We start from the raw sequence: 14,201 nt of genomic DNA, 5'->3' as shown, positions 1-14,201 counted from the left end.
TCAAGGATTAAATGTCAATGAAAAGCGAATTGCTCCGACTGTGTTGTTCTGCCGCGGGCGTAAAGGGAGCGCGCCTCGGTGGCGCGCTCGATTGACTTATTGCATCGGTGTTTTCATGGCTTTCAGATCGGCAATGTCCTTGTTCGAATCGTCGATTACCTTCTGAGCCATCGCGCGAACCCCAGGCATCTTTGAATGTGACAAGGCATCCTTCGACATCTTAATCGCATCCTCGTGGTGTTTTATCGTCATGTCGATGAACATCGTGTCGAAACCCATGCCGGAGGCGCTCTGCAGCGGCTTCATGTTCATCGGCATCATGCCTGGCAGTTTCATGTTCACGGCAGGCTGTGCATCGGACTGGATATTCGATCGCATGGCCTGCATGTCCTTGATGTCCTGCTGCTGCATCTGTGCCATCATTTGCGCCTTGGCCTTGACGGCAGGCATCGCCGCCTTTTCGATGGCCATGTTGAACATCATGATGCCGTCCTGGTGATGTTTTGTCATCGAGTCCAGGTACTGGGCGTCGTAAGGCGCCTTCGCGGCTGCGGTGTGACTGGTTGGATGAGCGGTGACGGCCGAGGCCAGCGAACAGGTCATCAGAATGACCGAAAGGGTAAGGAGCGACTTCATTACGCCATCTCCATCGTCTTGCTCATTTCGCGGCAGCTTTGCGCGCAGCGACGGCAGACCTCGGCGCATTTTTGCATTTGGGTGTCACCGATCTGCTCGCACGATTTCGCGCATGCTTCGCATGCCTCCGCACAGGCGGCGCAGACGGCCGCATGAATCGGAGACTGCCGGGTCATGGCGTCGGCGGCCGTCTGGCAGACTTGGATACAGTCTGTCATGGCGGTGACGTGGTGTTTTGCCACATGGTCACCGCCCATGGTCAGGCAATGATCGAACAGAGCTGTCTGGCATTCGTCGCGGCATTCCCAACACAATGCAATGCATTGGGTCATAGGTTCAGTGTCATGTGGCATTGTAGCCTCCAAGGAGAGTTAAAAGGTGCCCCTCTTAGGTCTACGCGCGCGGTTAACCTCCCCCTATAAAAAAGAGATGTGGTTCGACATACCACCTGCTGATTAACAAGGACGATCAACTCGGGTCGCGCTAATCTGGCGCCGCAACGACATGGGTGACTCTGTGACTTGCACCAATTGATCTCTTGTAAATGTGGGTAGAACGTCTTGCTCGATTGCTTCATTGTCGGCGCCGGGCCCGCTGGTCTCACCGCAGCCATCTACCTTGCGCGTTTCAGGCGCACAGTTCGGATTGCCGACAGCGGGGAGAGCCGGGCGCGTCTGATACCCGTGTCGCGGAATGTGCCCGGTTTCCCGGACGGCATTCATGGCGAAACGCTACTGTCACGGCTGCGATCGCAATTGGACCCATATGCGGTTCCTGTGATGCAGGGACGGGTTCACTCGCTCTGGCGTGACAATGCTGCGTTCATCGCAAAAATCGGGGAGGTCGAAATAAAGGCCCGGACCGTAATCCTCGCGACCGGCGTCGAGGATGCTGGTTTGAAAATTCCGAATTGGGAAGCCGGCATACGGTCTGGCAACCTCCGACTTTGCCCTGTGTGCGACGCATTTGAAATGATTGACCGAAAGGTCGCTGTCGTCGCGCGGCCGGACAATGGGGTAAGCCACGCCTTGTTTTTGCGCCGTTACACTCGGCACCTTACACTGGTTAGTGTCAGCTCGTCGGGATCGCTCTTGCCGGAAGATTATGGCAGCCTGTCAAGGCATGGCATTTCGCTCATTGAAACGACCGATGCAAATATTGTCGTTGATGAAAGCGGGTCAGCTGTTGCCCAAGTCCAAGGTATTGAGATGAGCTTCGATGCGATCTACCCGATGTTAGGTTGTCGTCCGCGGACAGGTCTTAGCCGGGCACTCGGGGCCGATTGCTCGACAGAAGGCGAAGTTGTCACGGATGCTTTTCAACAAACTAAGGTGCCGGGTTTATTCGCGGCCGGAGATGTCGTCAGCGGCGTCAATCAGATTAGTGTCGCGGTTGGCCAGGCGGCGATTGCGGCAACCCGCGTAAATCATCTTCTCATGACCCTGGACGAGCAGATGCGTTAGCAGTTTGGGTGGGACACAAACCATCGCCGTGTTGGGCAGGTACAGGTATTTGCGCTCGATCATAAATCCATATAGCGGTCGGGTCCCGGGCGGAATCTAAACTGTTGGCACTGAGTTCGTCTCACGATAACGGGTGTAGCCCAGCCAGCCTGCAATGATGACGATCACCAGCAACTGCGCCCCGACCGACTGAAGAGTCGGGAAAATGCCAAGCAGTTCGATCTGCGGGATGAACGATAACTGAGTGATGTCGATCAGGCCGGCTTCTTGCAAAGCGGCGACGCCCTTGCCGGCGAGAACGACCGATAGAATGGCGATGAGTCCGGAACTGAAGGCAAAGAATTGGCTGACCGGGAGACGGCTGCTAAACCTCAGCATAGCCCAGGCGATACCGGTGAGGACCACAATGGCAGAACCGGCGCCGGCGAAAATCACCAGGCCGTTGTCCTTTGTCCAAAGCGCTGCATAGAACAGGATCGTCTCGAAGACTTCTCGGTAGACGACGATAAAGGCAAGTCCGAACAGGAACCAGGACGAACCCTTCGATAAGGCATGGCCCATGGTTTGTTGGATAAATCGCTGCCATTCCTGGGCCTGCGATTTACCATGGAGCCAGATCCCTACCCAAAGAAGGACCACGGTTGCAAAGATCGACCCAAAGCCTTCCGTCAGCTCGCGGCTCGCTCCGCTAATTCCGATTAGGAAGGTCGCAACGGCCCAGGTAGCCAAGCCTGCCAATAGGGCAACAACCCAGCCACTGTGAACATAGGGTAGTGCCTCATGGCGTTCGGCCTTCTTCAAGAAGGCGATCATGGCCGTGACGATCAGCAGGGCTTCAAGACCTTCGCGCAGCAGGATCGTGAAAGCGCCAATGAAGGTTGAGGTATTGCTGGTGGCCTCGGGCGCCAACGCTTTGTCCGCCTGGGCCAACAAGGTTTCGATCGTGTTGACCTTGGCTTCGACAATCTTTGGATCGGCATGCGAGTGAATGGCGCCGCGCAGACCGCCCATTTCCTTTTCGATGCGGGTCAGCAGGGTACCATCGCGCGCGCCGAGTGCCGGTTCGATCGGCTCGAAACCATCGAGGTAGGCGGACAAGGCAAGTTCTTCGGCGCCGTGGACATCGCCCCGCTGATAGGCGGCCAAGGACTCGTTCAACTTTTGCCGTGCAATGACCAGTGAGCTCGTATTGCCGGTTACCGCGGACGCTTCACTGCGTAGATAAGCGGTCAAGGCGAAGGCCTTCTTCGGTCCGATCTCCTTGGCTAAATCGGCCGGCGCAATCCGGGTGAGCGCTGCCAGGTTCGGAAAGCGCTGGCGTAAGCTGGGATCGCTCTTCCAGAGCTTTTTACCTTCCGCGCGGTCTTTGAACGCAAAATGTCCGACGTAAAAGGCGAGCGCCCAGCGGTCTTTGTCAGGCAGGTTCGCAAAACTCGGCATGGCGGTTCCGTCCAGGCCTTGGCCAATCACTTGGTAGAGGCCAAAAACGCTGCGACGCTGTGCACGGTCGAGATCAGAAAAAGCAATGGGAGGCGGGTTAAGGCCCGCGGCATTCGGTCCTTTGCCGTCACCATTCAAACCGTGGCAACTGGCGCAATTTTCTGAGTAGAGGTTTTTTCCTGTGGCAAAGTCGGGAGCGGCGCTTGGGGCGAGAGCCACCGGGTAAGCCGATAGGAGGTGAGTGCCAAGGGCGTGAGCCTTTGAGGCTACGGCTTCCGGAGCAGCCTTTGCCTTGATCGAACCTTCGAAGTCCGACGCCTCGGATATCAAAGCCGCCTTTTCCGGGCCCGGCGGAAGGGCATTGAAGCGTTGCCGAACCGAGGCGGAAAATTCCTTCATCTCGCCATATTCGCTTTCACTGATCACCTTGCCGTCCTTGACGGCGCCGCCGTAGTCAACAGCGAGATAATCGAGAAGCCGCCAGGCGACCTGGACGTTATCTGCACTTTGTGCCGAGGGCTCGGCCAGCGAGGCGCCGGTACAAATCACTGAGCACAGTAGGGAAACGGCAAATGCAACGCAGACTTTGATAGGCATGGCTGTCCAATTTGAAAAAATTCGCCAGTTTTTCATAAGCGCGAATACTCGTAAATGCAACGCAATCGCATATTTTGTTTTTATGGAGATGGCGCCAGTCGGAGAAATCGCAGACCAACGACTATTGGCTCGGCACAACCCGCCAAATCGTGTGGCCGACATCGTCAGCGACGAGGAGGGCGCCTTTTGCGTCGATCGCGACCCCGACAGGCCGACCCATGGCCTTACCGTCGACGCTTAAGAAACCCGTGAGAATATCTTCGATCGGCCCATTGGGCTGACCATTCTGAAAAGGGACAAATACGACCTTGTAACCGCTCTGGGGCTGGCGGTTCCACGAACCATGCTGTCCGATGAAGGCGCCGCCTATGTAGTGCGCCGGGAAGAGGTGTGCGGAATAGAAGGCCAGGCCCAATGATGCGGTATGGGCGCCCAAGGCATAGTCCGGAACGATCGCCTGCGCAACGAGATCTGGCCGTTGGGGCTTCACGCGCGTATCGATATGTTGGCCATAATAGCTATACGGCCAGCCATAGAACGCGCCCGGTTTCACGGCGGTCATATAATCCGGCACCAGGTCGCTGCCGATTTCGTCACGTTCGTTGACCGTTGTCCAAAGGGCTCCGGTTTGGGGCTGCCACGCCAAGCCGTTCGGGTTCCGCAGTCCGGTCGCATACGGCCGCAGCTGTTGAGATATAATGTCGAATTCAAAGATCGCGGCGCGGTCGGCTTCGACTTCGAGACCATTTTCGGCGACATTACTGTTCGATCCGACGGTTACGTACAGTTTGCCGCCGTCTGCAGAGGCAAGAATATTTTTCGTCCAATGATGATTGATTGTGCCGGCAGGCAAATCTGCCACCTTTGTGCCCTTACTCGCAATACTGAGGTCGCCGGCATGGTAAGGAAATTTCAGGATCGCGTCGCTGTCGGCGACATAGAGGTCATTGCCGATCAAGGCCATGCCGAAGGGCGAGTTCAGCTCTGATATTAGTATTTGCCGGACATCTGCTACCCCATCCCCATCGCTGTCCCGAAGTATTGAGATCCGATTGGCACTTGGAAGGCCTGAGCCGGCTTTCTTCATCACTGCCTTCATCACCATCCCTTTGATGCCTTTCGCATCGTCGGGCTTTCGCGGAGCGTCGGTTTCAGCCACCAGGACGTCACCGTTCGGCAGTACCAATAACCAGCGAGGATGGTCGAGGCCTGTAGCAAAGGGGTTGACTTTCAGTCCGCTGGCCGTAACCGGCATTTTCCCGGCTGGCCATCCCGTCGCAGGGGCGATCTTAAGCGTAGGAATAAGTGTCCTTGTGGGTGGCAGAATTTCTGGATTGGGCCCGGCCGTTGCCTGAAGCGGCACTCTGGCAACCTCGCTGCACGCACCGACCAAGGAAACGGCACACAGGCCTAGCGAAATCCCGATGGCTCTGTGCATTTCTTTCTCCAAGCACGCCTCCAGTCCCAAGAACGGCGGCTGAGCGGCATCGGCTTTATTGATATACGCGCGGAGCCCGCCTATCCCTTATCGAGAATTGAAAGTGAGGATTTCTCGATGGCGTCCTGGTTCTCAATGACGTTCAAATTGGCTTCATAGGCTCTGATTGCCATTTGCATGTCCATGGCTTCGATCGTGCCGGAAACGTTCGGCAGCATGACATAACCATCCTTGTTAGCGGCTGGATGACTTGGGTCATATTCTTGCGGAAATGGGGTGGTGTCGGGATCGACCCGGGCGAGCGCCACGCCCTTGGCGCCCTCAATGTCATCTACTTTGAAAACCGGTACCTGCCGCCGATAGGGTTCGCCGCCGGGTGTCCTTGATGTGGAATTGGAATTGGCGATATTCTCGGCAATGATCCGCATGCGGGCTTGTTGCGCCCTCAAAGCGGACACCGCGACCGCGCCGATCGCGTCGTCTGTGGTCTTGACCATCTTCGTCTCCCTAAATCAGTCTGCCCCCCAATTGTTCCGATAGTTTTTTCCGGGCGCGCGCCACGCGCGTTTCGATCGTCTTTACGGACACGCGCAGGATGTCGGCTGCGGCCTGCTGCGAATTGCCATCGAACACTGTGAGCAGCAGTGGCTCTTTGAGGTTCGCGGGCAAGCGGCTGATTGCGAGGTCAAGGCGACGCGCTTCTTCGCCATCCGTCAGATTCTGTTCTGGCGCGGCACTCATGTCGTGAACGGCCATAGCCTGGGCGTCATCGATGGATTTAGACGAAAAGATCAGCCGTCTGACTGCGGCCCGCCGGCTACGGTCGCGGGCTTTATTGATTGCGATCGTCCGAAGCCATGCACCGAACGGTCTCGAACTATCGTAACGGTCGAGTGCGCTCCACGCAGATATAAAGGCCTCTTGAACCGCTTCATAGGCGTCGTCCGGGTTTCCCGCATACCTCCTCAATAATCGAAACAGTGGGTCCTTATGCCTGCGTACAAGTTCCGAAAACGCCCGGTCGTCGCCTGTCCCGGCGAGTTTCGCCAATTCTGTATCTGACGACTCTTGCCCGAAAGTCACTGAGCTTGATCGCTCAGCGCCTGGATGACGGTATCGTCAAACGCCTTGGCCTGTTCTGGCGTCAAAACGGCACGCATGGCTATTACGTGGCGAATCGTTTCCTTCTGCATTTCTCCCATCACCATGTGGCAGCGGTCGACTGCGGCCTGGACATTGGTCGTATAGGTCGGATCAGTCTTGTACGCCTGGGCGAGTTGGAGATTTGCCGCGCGCATTTCGGCTTCCAGGGCATGCTCTTTCAGCGCGTGGTCCGCTTCCAGCGCTTCAATCTGCTTTTGCTGCGCCGGCGTCAGGTTAAGCTTCTTGTGAACAATTTCATGAAGCGGCGGGTTATGATGCATTGTTCGCAGAACATATTGCGCGCCACCCCACGCCCCCAAAACCGCGCCGACTATCGACAGCGCAAGTGTGAATAAGATGGCCCGGGTGACGCTCAACGCCCCCCCTCCAGCAGGCTAGAGGGCGCAAGGCTGGCTCCAGAGTTCAGGGGCGTTCCCGAGGACTTTTCAAGTGACCCCAACGCTGTGAAGCTTCCGATGAACACGCCGATGGCCATCGCTAGGCCGATAGATACGAAGCCGAAAGGAGCTACTGCAGAAATTACTCTGAATTCCTGTCTACGCTCGTTGATGCCCTGCAAGACAACGGCTTCCAGCCCGGCAAGCTGGTCAGCGGAGGCGCCGCCATTCAAGATCGCTATTAGTTTTTCCAACCTATTACTCATTGCCAATTCTCCACCGCGCCCATTGACAATACGCATCGTCTTTTCAAATCCCGCAAGTTCGGCAAACAATTTTTACGTCCTCCTTATTTTTTTGAACAGTGGCGAGGGGAAGCCGTTTGGCGCGCGTACTCCTAAATACGTGGGTCGTTTGCCCATTCGTAGGAGTTCATGACATGAAAAAATTGCTTATTGCCCTTGCGGCTTCCGGGCTCTCGGTTCTTGCTGTCGCACCGGCGGCCTTCGCCCATGCAGGACACGATCACGCCGTCGCGCAGACCGCCGAAGGCGAGGGGGTCATCAAAGCGATCGACCCCAAAGGCGCATCGATTACTATCGCGCACGGACCGATTGCCGCCTTGAAGTGGCCCGCCATGACGATGACCTTCAAGACGGAAAAGCCGGAGTTGGCGAGCGGCCTCACGGTTGGCCAAAGCGTCCATTTCGTCCTGAAAAACCAGGACGGAAAGCCGGTGATCTCCGAGATCCACGGCAAGTAGCGTGAAGAGAGCCCGGACCTCACCCCGGGCTCTTTTTCCATTTCAATGTGTTAGCGCGCGTCCTGTCGCAGGCGAAGCTGATGGAGCGATCTCAGTGAAGACAAATATTTTAAAGTGGCTTGCCGTGTTTGGCGCGCTGTTCGTCGTGTCGATTGCCGCGCTCCCCGCGTCGGCGCACAAAAACCATGCCCAGGAATCGTCGGCCGTTGCTGCGAGTTCCGCCACGTCCTTATCGGGTGCGTCGGATGCGGCTATGAGCGACATGCCCGGGATGGAAATGAGCTGGCCGACTGCCACCGACAGCGGGATGTCGATGGGCATGGACATGAATAAGCCCAAACCGACAACGTTTGTCGGGCGTTTGATTGCCTGGCTTGGTGCTTGGCATCCGGCGCTGATTCACTTTCCGATTGCCCTGACACTTGTCGTCGCATTTCTTGAGCTGGCCGGCGCCGTTCGTAAGCAGCCGGTTTATACGGCCGCGAACAAGATTTTGCTGGCGCTGGCAGCCCTTGGCGCCTTCGTCGCCGCGCCGGCCGGATGGATGGATGCGGGATGGCCTACAGCTCAAGACGAGCTGGTCCTGACACTGCATCGTTGGACGGGAACTGCAATCCCCTTCTTGTTGCTGGCGCTTTGGTATTTCAAGCGTCCTGCCGAAGTCGCCGCAACCAGGCCAAGCTCCAGGGGTTATGAAATGCTGCTGGCTCTGGCAGTCGTCGTCATTCTGACTCAGGCGTTCATGGGCGGGGAAATCACGCATGGCGCTGGACACATGAATTTCTGACTTGGCAAGGGCGACCCCGAATTGTCTATTCGACCTGGCACTTCGGTGTTGCCCGCAATCCAAGCCATGCGAGGTGTGGCAGCCCTTGCCGTGCTGGTTCATCACCTCGGGCAATATGCAGGATTAAGGTTTTCGGCGGGCTGGCTGCTTCCCGGGTCGGGATTGTTATGGTCGGGCGTCGACCTTTTCTTCGTCCTCTCCGGCTTTCTCATGACCTGGTCTTCTTTCGAGAAAAGCGACGGTTTGCGTAGCAGCGTCGCGTTTCTCGCGGGGAGGGCGGGGCGAATATATCCACCCTATTGGGCGGCACTCGGTCTGACCGTGATGACGGCAGTAGCGCTCCCTAGCGCCATGCCCGAAGAAACGGTCTGCCCGGTCCTATGCCAAGTGAGTCTGATGCCCTTCAGCGGCAAGCCTTTGCTCGGGCCGGCCTGGACTCTTTCCTATGAGGTGATTTTCTACCTGATCTTTTCGACATTGTTATTACTGTCAGGGAAGAGGCGACTTTTCGCTCTTGGAGGATGGACCTTGATCGTCCTTGCCTCAGGCCTGTTTCTGCCGCTGTTCAATGAGCCGTCGATAGTTCACCTCGCGCTAGCGCCGTTGCCCTTGGAGTTCCTCATGGGGGCCTGGATCGCGATTGCTCTGCAGGGCGCGAGCCGGTTCAACAATTTACCTTCGCTGCTGGGCGCCGGTGCGTTAATGTTGATCGGAGCGGCCTATTTTAATCTCGCGTCCCACAATTTGCAGGGAGGGGCCGCCGAATGGCTGCGCGTCGCCCTGGTCGGGTTGCCTGCGGCGGCCATTGTTTTTATTCTGGCGTCGTTCGATGTGACAAGGTCTGTGGCGCTTTCGCCAATCTTTCGATGGGCGGGGGACCGGTCGTATTCCCTTTACCTGGTTCATTGGCCGGTCGTTGTCGGCACGTCCTGGATCGCCCGGCAATATCTGGGTGTCAACGTCAGCTCGGCTGCGGCCTTTATCGTAGTCGGACTAGGCGTCTCACTCGGCCTTTCGGCTCTCATGTATAGATATATCGAGCGGCCATCCCATCAATTGGCCAAAGCGGTCTCACAGCGTATTCACGCCCGGCCCACCGGCAATTGACTTGGCTACTTTGCGGCGGGAGCGACATTCTTTTTCCATCAAATCCGCAACCGTTTTTTTGTAGGGAGATGAGGGATAGACTGCCGCGGTGCGTAGTCATCTTAGAGAGCGGCTTGCCGCGTCAAGCATTTCAAGTTGACGGGATATAACGATGAAAGATTTGGATCGGCGCGGCCTACTGCGCGCGGTAGCAGCCATGGGCGGTGGAACAGCTTTGACAGCCATGTTCCCCGGTTGGGCGCAAAGCGCCACGCGGGGGTTGGCCGACTTACCCAGCTTGAGTGGTCCGAATATTTCCCTTGAAGTGACCGAAAGCCATCTGGACGTCGATGGGCGAATGGGCCACGTCGTTACGGTCAATGGTACCGTGCCGGCGCCGATATTGCGGCTGAAACAGGGGCAAAACGTCAAGCTGTCGGTGACCAATCGCCTGAAAGAAGAGACTTCGATCCACTGGCACGGTATTCTTGTTCCGCCCCAAATGGATGGAGTACCTGGCGTGAGCTTTCCGGGCATAAAGCCGGGTGAAACCTTTGTCTACGAATTTCCGATCATCCAGAATGGCACTTACTGGTATCATAGTCACTCCGGACTACAGGAGCAGATGGGCCATTACGGTCCCATCGTGATTGATCCGGCCGACACAGATCCCGTTCAATCGGATCGCGAATATGTCGTGATGCTGTCGGATTTCACCTTCATGCATCCGCACATGATCTTCGCCCGTTTGAAGCAGGAGGCTGGGGCCTTCAACTATCAGCGGCAGACTGTCGCCGGTTTGTTGAAAGGAGAGGACCAGTCCCTCGCTGAGCGGATTGATTGGGCAAAGATGCTCATGGACCCGACGGATATTTCGGACGTAACCGGGGCTGCCCTGAAATTCCTTGTCAACGGCCATGGTCCTGGGGACAACTGGACGGCACTGTTCAATCCAGGTGAGCGGGTGCGTCTGCGCTTTATTAATGCCGGGGCACAGATGGTCTTCAACGTCCGCATCCCCGGTCTGAAGATGACGGTTGTGGCCGCCGACGGCCAAATGGTGCGTCCTGTCGAGGTTGACGAATTCCAGATTGGAAACGCTGAGACCTATGACGTCATCGTCCAGCCGACCGGCGACAAGGCCTTCACAATCATGTCCGAAGCCGTCGATCGCTCCGGCTACGGGCGTGCAACCCTGGCGCCGCGCGCGGGGATGACGGCGGAGGTGCCGCCACTTCGCAAACGCCCGATCGGCAATATGCGTGACATGGGCATGGACATGGGTTCGATGGGCGGCATGTCCATGAGCGGAGATTCTTCAATGGGCGACATGTCCGGAATGAAAGGCATGGACCACGGATCCATGGATATGTCTGGCATGGCTGACATGAAAGCGCCACCACCCGGAATGGCGCCGCCGAAACCTCGCGGCTCGGATACGATGGGCGATATGAAGGGCGGCGGCATGCAGATGGATATGTCGATGCGCAATCCCATGAACGCTCCCGGAGTTAAAATGGGTCCTGGTGTGCAGACGATCGCACCCATGCCCATGGATCGGACAGGAGAAGCCGGGCAGGGCTTGGAAAGCGTCGGTCACCGCGTTTTGGTTTATAAGGACCTGGTGTCACTCGAAGCGAACCCCGATCCGCGCACACCCACCCGTGCCCTGGATATCCACCTCACCGGAAATATGGAGCGCTTCATTTGGGGCTTCGACGGCGTGAAATTCAGCGATTCCACAAAGCCGTACACCTTTGAAAAAGGCGAACGGGTCCGGGTTACGCTCATCAACGACACCATGATGGCCCACCCGATCCATCTTCACGGGCACTTCTTCGACCTGGTGATCGGCGCGCCCAACGAACACAAGCCGAGAAAACACACGGTTATCGTCCTTCCAGGCGGAAAGGTATCATGGGACTTCACCGCAGAACCTGGTGACTGGGCGTTCCACTGCCACATGCTCTACCACATGCACGCGGGTATGTTCCAAGTGTTTGCCGTCCGTCCGTTCGAAGGAGCAGCTCAATGAAGTGCGCGTTGATCATTGCAGCCGCCCCACTTTTGTTTGCCCTGCCAGCCGCTGCCCAGGACCACTCCGGCATGCAAGGCATGTCTATGCCGGGCATGCAGATGCCTGCGGCCAAGCCTGCTCCGGCGGCGAAAAAGACGCCTGCCAAGAAACCAACCGCTAAAAAGACGGTGAAGCGTGCGGCGGGGAAGAAGACGCCGGCCAAGGCCTCAGATCCGACGCCGGCCGCCGGTTCCGGCGCTATGTCGACAATGCCCGGCATGGATATGGCTGGTCAGATGGATATGGGGAAGGTTGACGCAAAGGACGGCGCGGCGAAGCCTGACCCCATGTCCGGAATGAATATGGGCGACAAATCCATGGCCGGCATGGATATGGGCTCCGCAGCTGCGAGTAACTCTCCGGGCGATAGCGGCATGGGGAACATGTCGCAGAACCAAGGGGGCATGTCCGGTATGGAAATGCCGGGACCAAATGGCGAAGAGAGCATCCCAATGGGACCGCCTCCGGCGGCACCCGCGGAGAGGGTCGCAGATCGATTCTTCGGAAAGGGGGAGATGGACCGCGCCGAAACCCAATTGCGTAAGGAACATGGCGGCGCGACAGTGTCAAAGGTGATGCTCAACCTTGCCGAATACCAAAGCGGTTCGAGCGGGAGCGGCTATCGTTGGTCGGGAGAAGCTTGGTACGGCGGTGACCTCAACCGCTTTGTCGCAAAGACCGAAGGCATGGGCTCGTCGAAAGAGGGAGTCAGCGATGGCGAGGTACAAGCCCTCTATTCCCGCGCCATCGGTGTCTACACAGACCTTCAAGTCGGCGTGCGTTATGATTTCGCTCCGACACCGACCCGGACATATCTGACAGTCGGCACAGAAACTTTGTTGCCCTTCTGGTTGGAAAACGAAAACGCGTTGTTCCTTTCGAACAAGGGCGAGGTGATGGGCCGAAGCGAGATCTATTATGATCTTCGTTTGACGCAGCGCTGGATTTTGCAAACCCGAGGCGAGGTCAATCTAGCAGCTCAGAATTCGCCGGAGATCGGTATCGGTTCGGGCATTTCCAATGCCGAGCTAGGCTTTCGCTTACGGTATGAGATCAAAAGGAATTTTGGACCGTATGTCGGCGTCTCGTTCGACCAGAAGTTCGGCAAAACCGCAGACTACGCCAAGCTAGCCGGTGAAAAAACGCATCAAACCAGCTTTGTTGTTGGCTTGCGAACATTCTTTTAGCCGAGAGGTAGATAGCGGTCGATGGTCCCCCGTCGACCGAACCATAACAGAGGTTCTCTCATGGGAAGGCACATAGCAGTTAGGGCATTCGTGGCTACTACGATGAGTCTTGTTATGACCGCGTTGGGTGCTTGCACCACCTTGGGGTCGAAGTCTCAAGACGCTGCCTGCAAGACATACACTCTGAAGACGGTAAAAAGTTCAAGGAATCCCCGGGACAAGTTCTACACGATCGTCAAGGTGCCGTTAGCTTCCGCGTCTCAACCTTGTCCCGATAAACCCGATTAAACCAATGCGAAACGCGGGAATGAAATTGCCTGAAGTCATACGGGTATTGGGATCGAGCTGTCTGCAGCAGACATGGTGGTAGCCATGAAACGCGCTGTCACAATACTCACTCTTACGATGTTTCTGTCGGCCTGCGTCTCATCCCCCGTCCCCTCCCTGGATCAACGACTGGCCGGAAAATCTCAGAAAGAGGCTCGAAATATTCTAGCTTATGCGTGCTATCGAGAGGCCGCCTGGCCACTGCATCATTCGGCGGCCTATTTGAGCGCTGGCGCTAGACAGCGAAGTCAGATGGATAACGACCCTGGCCCAGAATACCGTGAGTTGTCATCTCTCTGTGCAGATATGCGTGTCGCGTCTGATGAAGACGAGGTATCGCTCGCAAAAAGCTGTGAGGTCCTGATACAGCAAAGAGCACGCAGATACGGCGCCAAGGCCGACGATCACATTCGTCGCGTTGGAGACATTTGTCGGAAGTTCACGAGGCAACCGATCGACGACGGCATAGCCAACCAAGTTCCATAAATGATTGCGCGGGGCTGATCCGGTTCACTTCCCGTCGTGAGTGAATGGGTTGACGATTTCTAAGTCTAGACCTGCCAGATCCTTCGCGTTGCGGGTGATCAGTGTCAGATTATGTTTGATTGCTGTTGCAGCGATCAACGTGTCGATCACCAGCTGCGAGCGATCAGAGGAAATCTCCCCCCAAAGCCTCGCTACCTGACTGTCGATTGGCAAAATACGGTCTGCGAAATTCTGTTCTAAACCGTCAATCCATATGCTCAGGGCGTCGGCTGTCGTTGGGTCTGTCCTACGCTTAATAGCCACGCCTTTGCGAAGCTCGCCGAGAGTCAAAACGCTAAGAAAAAGTGCGCTGGCGTCGGCCTAGCTTAGAAAC

14 protein-coding genes and 1 pseudogene are annotated in these 14,201 nt (G+C 56.7%); 6 read left to right on the top strand and 9 right to left on the bottom strand.

The window, feature by feature from the left end; genetic code table 11:
* Positions 1 to 96: 96 nt before the first annotated feature.
* Together J2X24_RS07850 and J2X24_RS07845 are read right to left on the bottom strand one after the other, a co-directional pair.
* Entirely contained in the window at positions 97 to 636 is a 540-nt protein-coding gene (locus tag J2X24_RS07850) for a DUF305 domain-containing protein (protein ID WP_209719133.1), read from the bottom strand.
* Positions 636 to 989: a four-helix bundle copper-binding protein gene (locus tag J2X24_RS07845; protein WP_209719130.1), complete on the bottom strand. Its 354-nt coding sequence runs from the start codon at positions 987 to 989 to the stop codon at positions 636 to 638. Before J2X24_RS07845 ends, J2X24_RS07850 begins: the two co-directional genes overlap by 1 nt.
* 207 nt (positions 990 to 1,196) lie before the next feature.
* Here J2X24_RS07845 and J2X24_RS07840 point away from each other — a divergent pair, with 207 nt between their 5' ends.
* Positions 1,197 to 2,099 carry an NAD(P)/FAD-dependent oxidoreductase gene (locus J2X24_RS07840; protein WP_209719127.1) on the top strand — a complete coding sequence of 301 codons (903 nt, stop codon included), beginning with the start codon at positions 1,197 to 1,199 and terminating at the stop codon, positions 2,097 to 2,099.
* A 96-nt stretch (positions 2,100 to 2,195) separates the two neighbouring features.
* On the opposite strand, the gene J2X24_RS07835 is transcribed toward J2X24_RS07840, so the two are convergent.
* The 6 genes from J2X24_RS07835 to J2X24_RS07810 form a co-directional block, all read right to left on the bottom strand.
* Positions 2,196 to 4,172, bottom strand: coding sequence for a cytochrome c/FTR1 family iron permease (locus tag J2X24_RS07835; RefSeq protein ID WP_245344536.1), 1,977 nt, complete (start codon positions 4,170 to 4,172; stop codon positions 2,196 to 2,198).
* Between the two features lie 85 nt (positions 4,173 to 4,257).
* Positions 4,258 to 5,574 carry a PQQ-dependent sugar dehydrogenase gene (locus tag J2X24_RS07830; RefSeq protein ID WP_209719124.1) on the bottom strand — a complete coding sequence of 439 codons (1,317 nt, stop codon included), beginning with the start codon at positions 5,572 to 5,574 and terminating at the stop codon, positions 4,258 to 4,260.
* 80 nt (positions 5,575 to 5,654) lie between these two features.
* On the bottom strand, positions 5,655 to 6,071 hold the full coding sequence (flgC, locus tag J2X24_RS07825; RefSeq protein WP_209719121.1) for a flagellar basal body rod protein FlgC: 417 nt from the start codon (positions 6,069 to 6,071) through the stop codon (positions 5,655 to 5,657).
* 10 nt (positions 6,072 to 6,081) lie between these two features.
* On the bottom strand, positions 6,082 to 6,624 hold the full coding sequence (locus tag J2X24_RS07820) for an RNA polymerase sigma factor (protein ID WP_245344535.1): 543 nt from the start codon (positions 6,622 to 6,624) through the stop codon (positions 6,082 to 6,084).
* Between the two features lie 29 nt (positions 6,625 to 6,653).
* Entirely contained in the window at positions 6,654 to 7,094 is a 441-nt protein-coding gene (locus J2X24_RS07815; protein WP_209719116.1) for a periplasmic heavy metal sensor, read from the bottom strand.
* A complete protein-coding gene (locus J2X24_RS07810) occupies positions 7,091 to 7,450 on the bottom strand; it encodes a hypothetical protein (RefSeq protein ID WP_245344534.1) in 360 nt (119 codons plus the stop codon). Before J2X24_RS07810 ends, J2X24_RS07815 begins: the two co-directional genes overlap by 4 nt.
* 104 nt (positions 7,451 to 7,554) lie before the next feature.
* Here J2X24_RS07810 and J2X24_RS07805 point away from each other — a divergent pair, with 104 nt between their 5' ends.
* From J2X24_RS07805 to J2X24_RS07785, 5 genes are all read left to right on the top strand, one after another.
* A complete protein-coding gene (locus tag J2X24_RS07805) occupies positions 7,555 to 7,878 on the top strand; it encodes a copper-binding protein (protein WP_209719113.1) in 324 nt (107 codons plus the stop codon).
* Positions 7,879 to 7,972: 94 nt separating this feature from the next.
* Complete coding sequence (locus J2X24_RS07800; RefSeq protein ID WP_245344533.1) at positions 7,973 to 8,665, top strand: DUF2231 domain-containing protein; 693 nt, start codon at positions 7,973 to 7,975, stop codon at positions 8,663 to 8,665.
* Positions 8,666 to 8,731: 66 nt separating this feature from the next.
* On the top strand, positions 8,732 to 9,772 hold the full coding sequence (locus J2X24_RS07795; protein ID WP_209719507.1) for an acyltransferase family protein: 1,041 nt from the start codon (positions 8,732 to 8,734) through the stop codon (positions 9,770 to 9,772).
* Between the two features lie 151 nt (positions 9,773 to 9,923).
* A complete protein-coding gene (locus J2X24_RS07790; RefSeq protein WP_209719110.1) occupies positions 9,924 to 11,786 on the top strand; it encodes a copper resistance system multicopper oxidase in 1,863 nt (620 codons plus the stop codon).
* A gap of 8 nt (positions 11,787 to 11,794) precedes the next feature.
* Positions 11,795 to 13,015: a copper resistance protein B gene (locus tag J2X24_RS07785; RefSeq protein ID WP_245344532.1), complete on the top strand. Its 1,221-nt coding sequence runs from the start codon at positions 11,795 to 11,797 to the stop codon at positions 13,013 to 13,015.
* Positions 13,016 to 13,852: 837 nt separating this feature from the next.
* Here J2X24_RS07785 and J2X24_RS22915 read toward each other — a convergent pair.
* Positions 13,853 to 14,170, bottom strand: a pseudogene (locus J2X24_RS22915) (PIN domain-containing protein); the annotation flags it as partial.
* Positions 14,171 to 14,201 lie beyond the last annotated feature (31 nt).

The sequence above is a fragment of the Asticcacaulis solisilvae genome, assembly GCF_017875235.1.
Taxonomy (GTDB): Bacteria; Pseudomonadota; Alphaproteobacteria; order Caulobacterales; family Caulobacteraceae; genus Asticcacaulis; species Asticcacaulis solisilvae_A.
The sequence above is the reverse complement of the archived record's forward strand: the minus strand, read 5'-3'. Positions and strand labels throughout refer to the sequence as shown.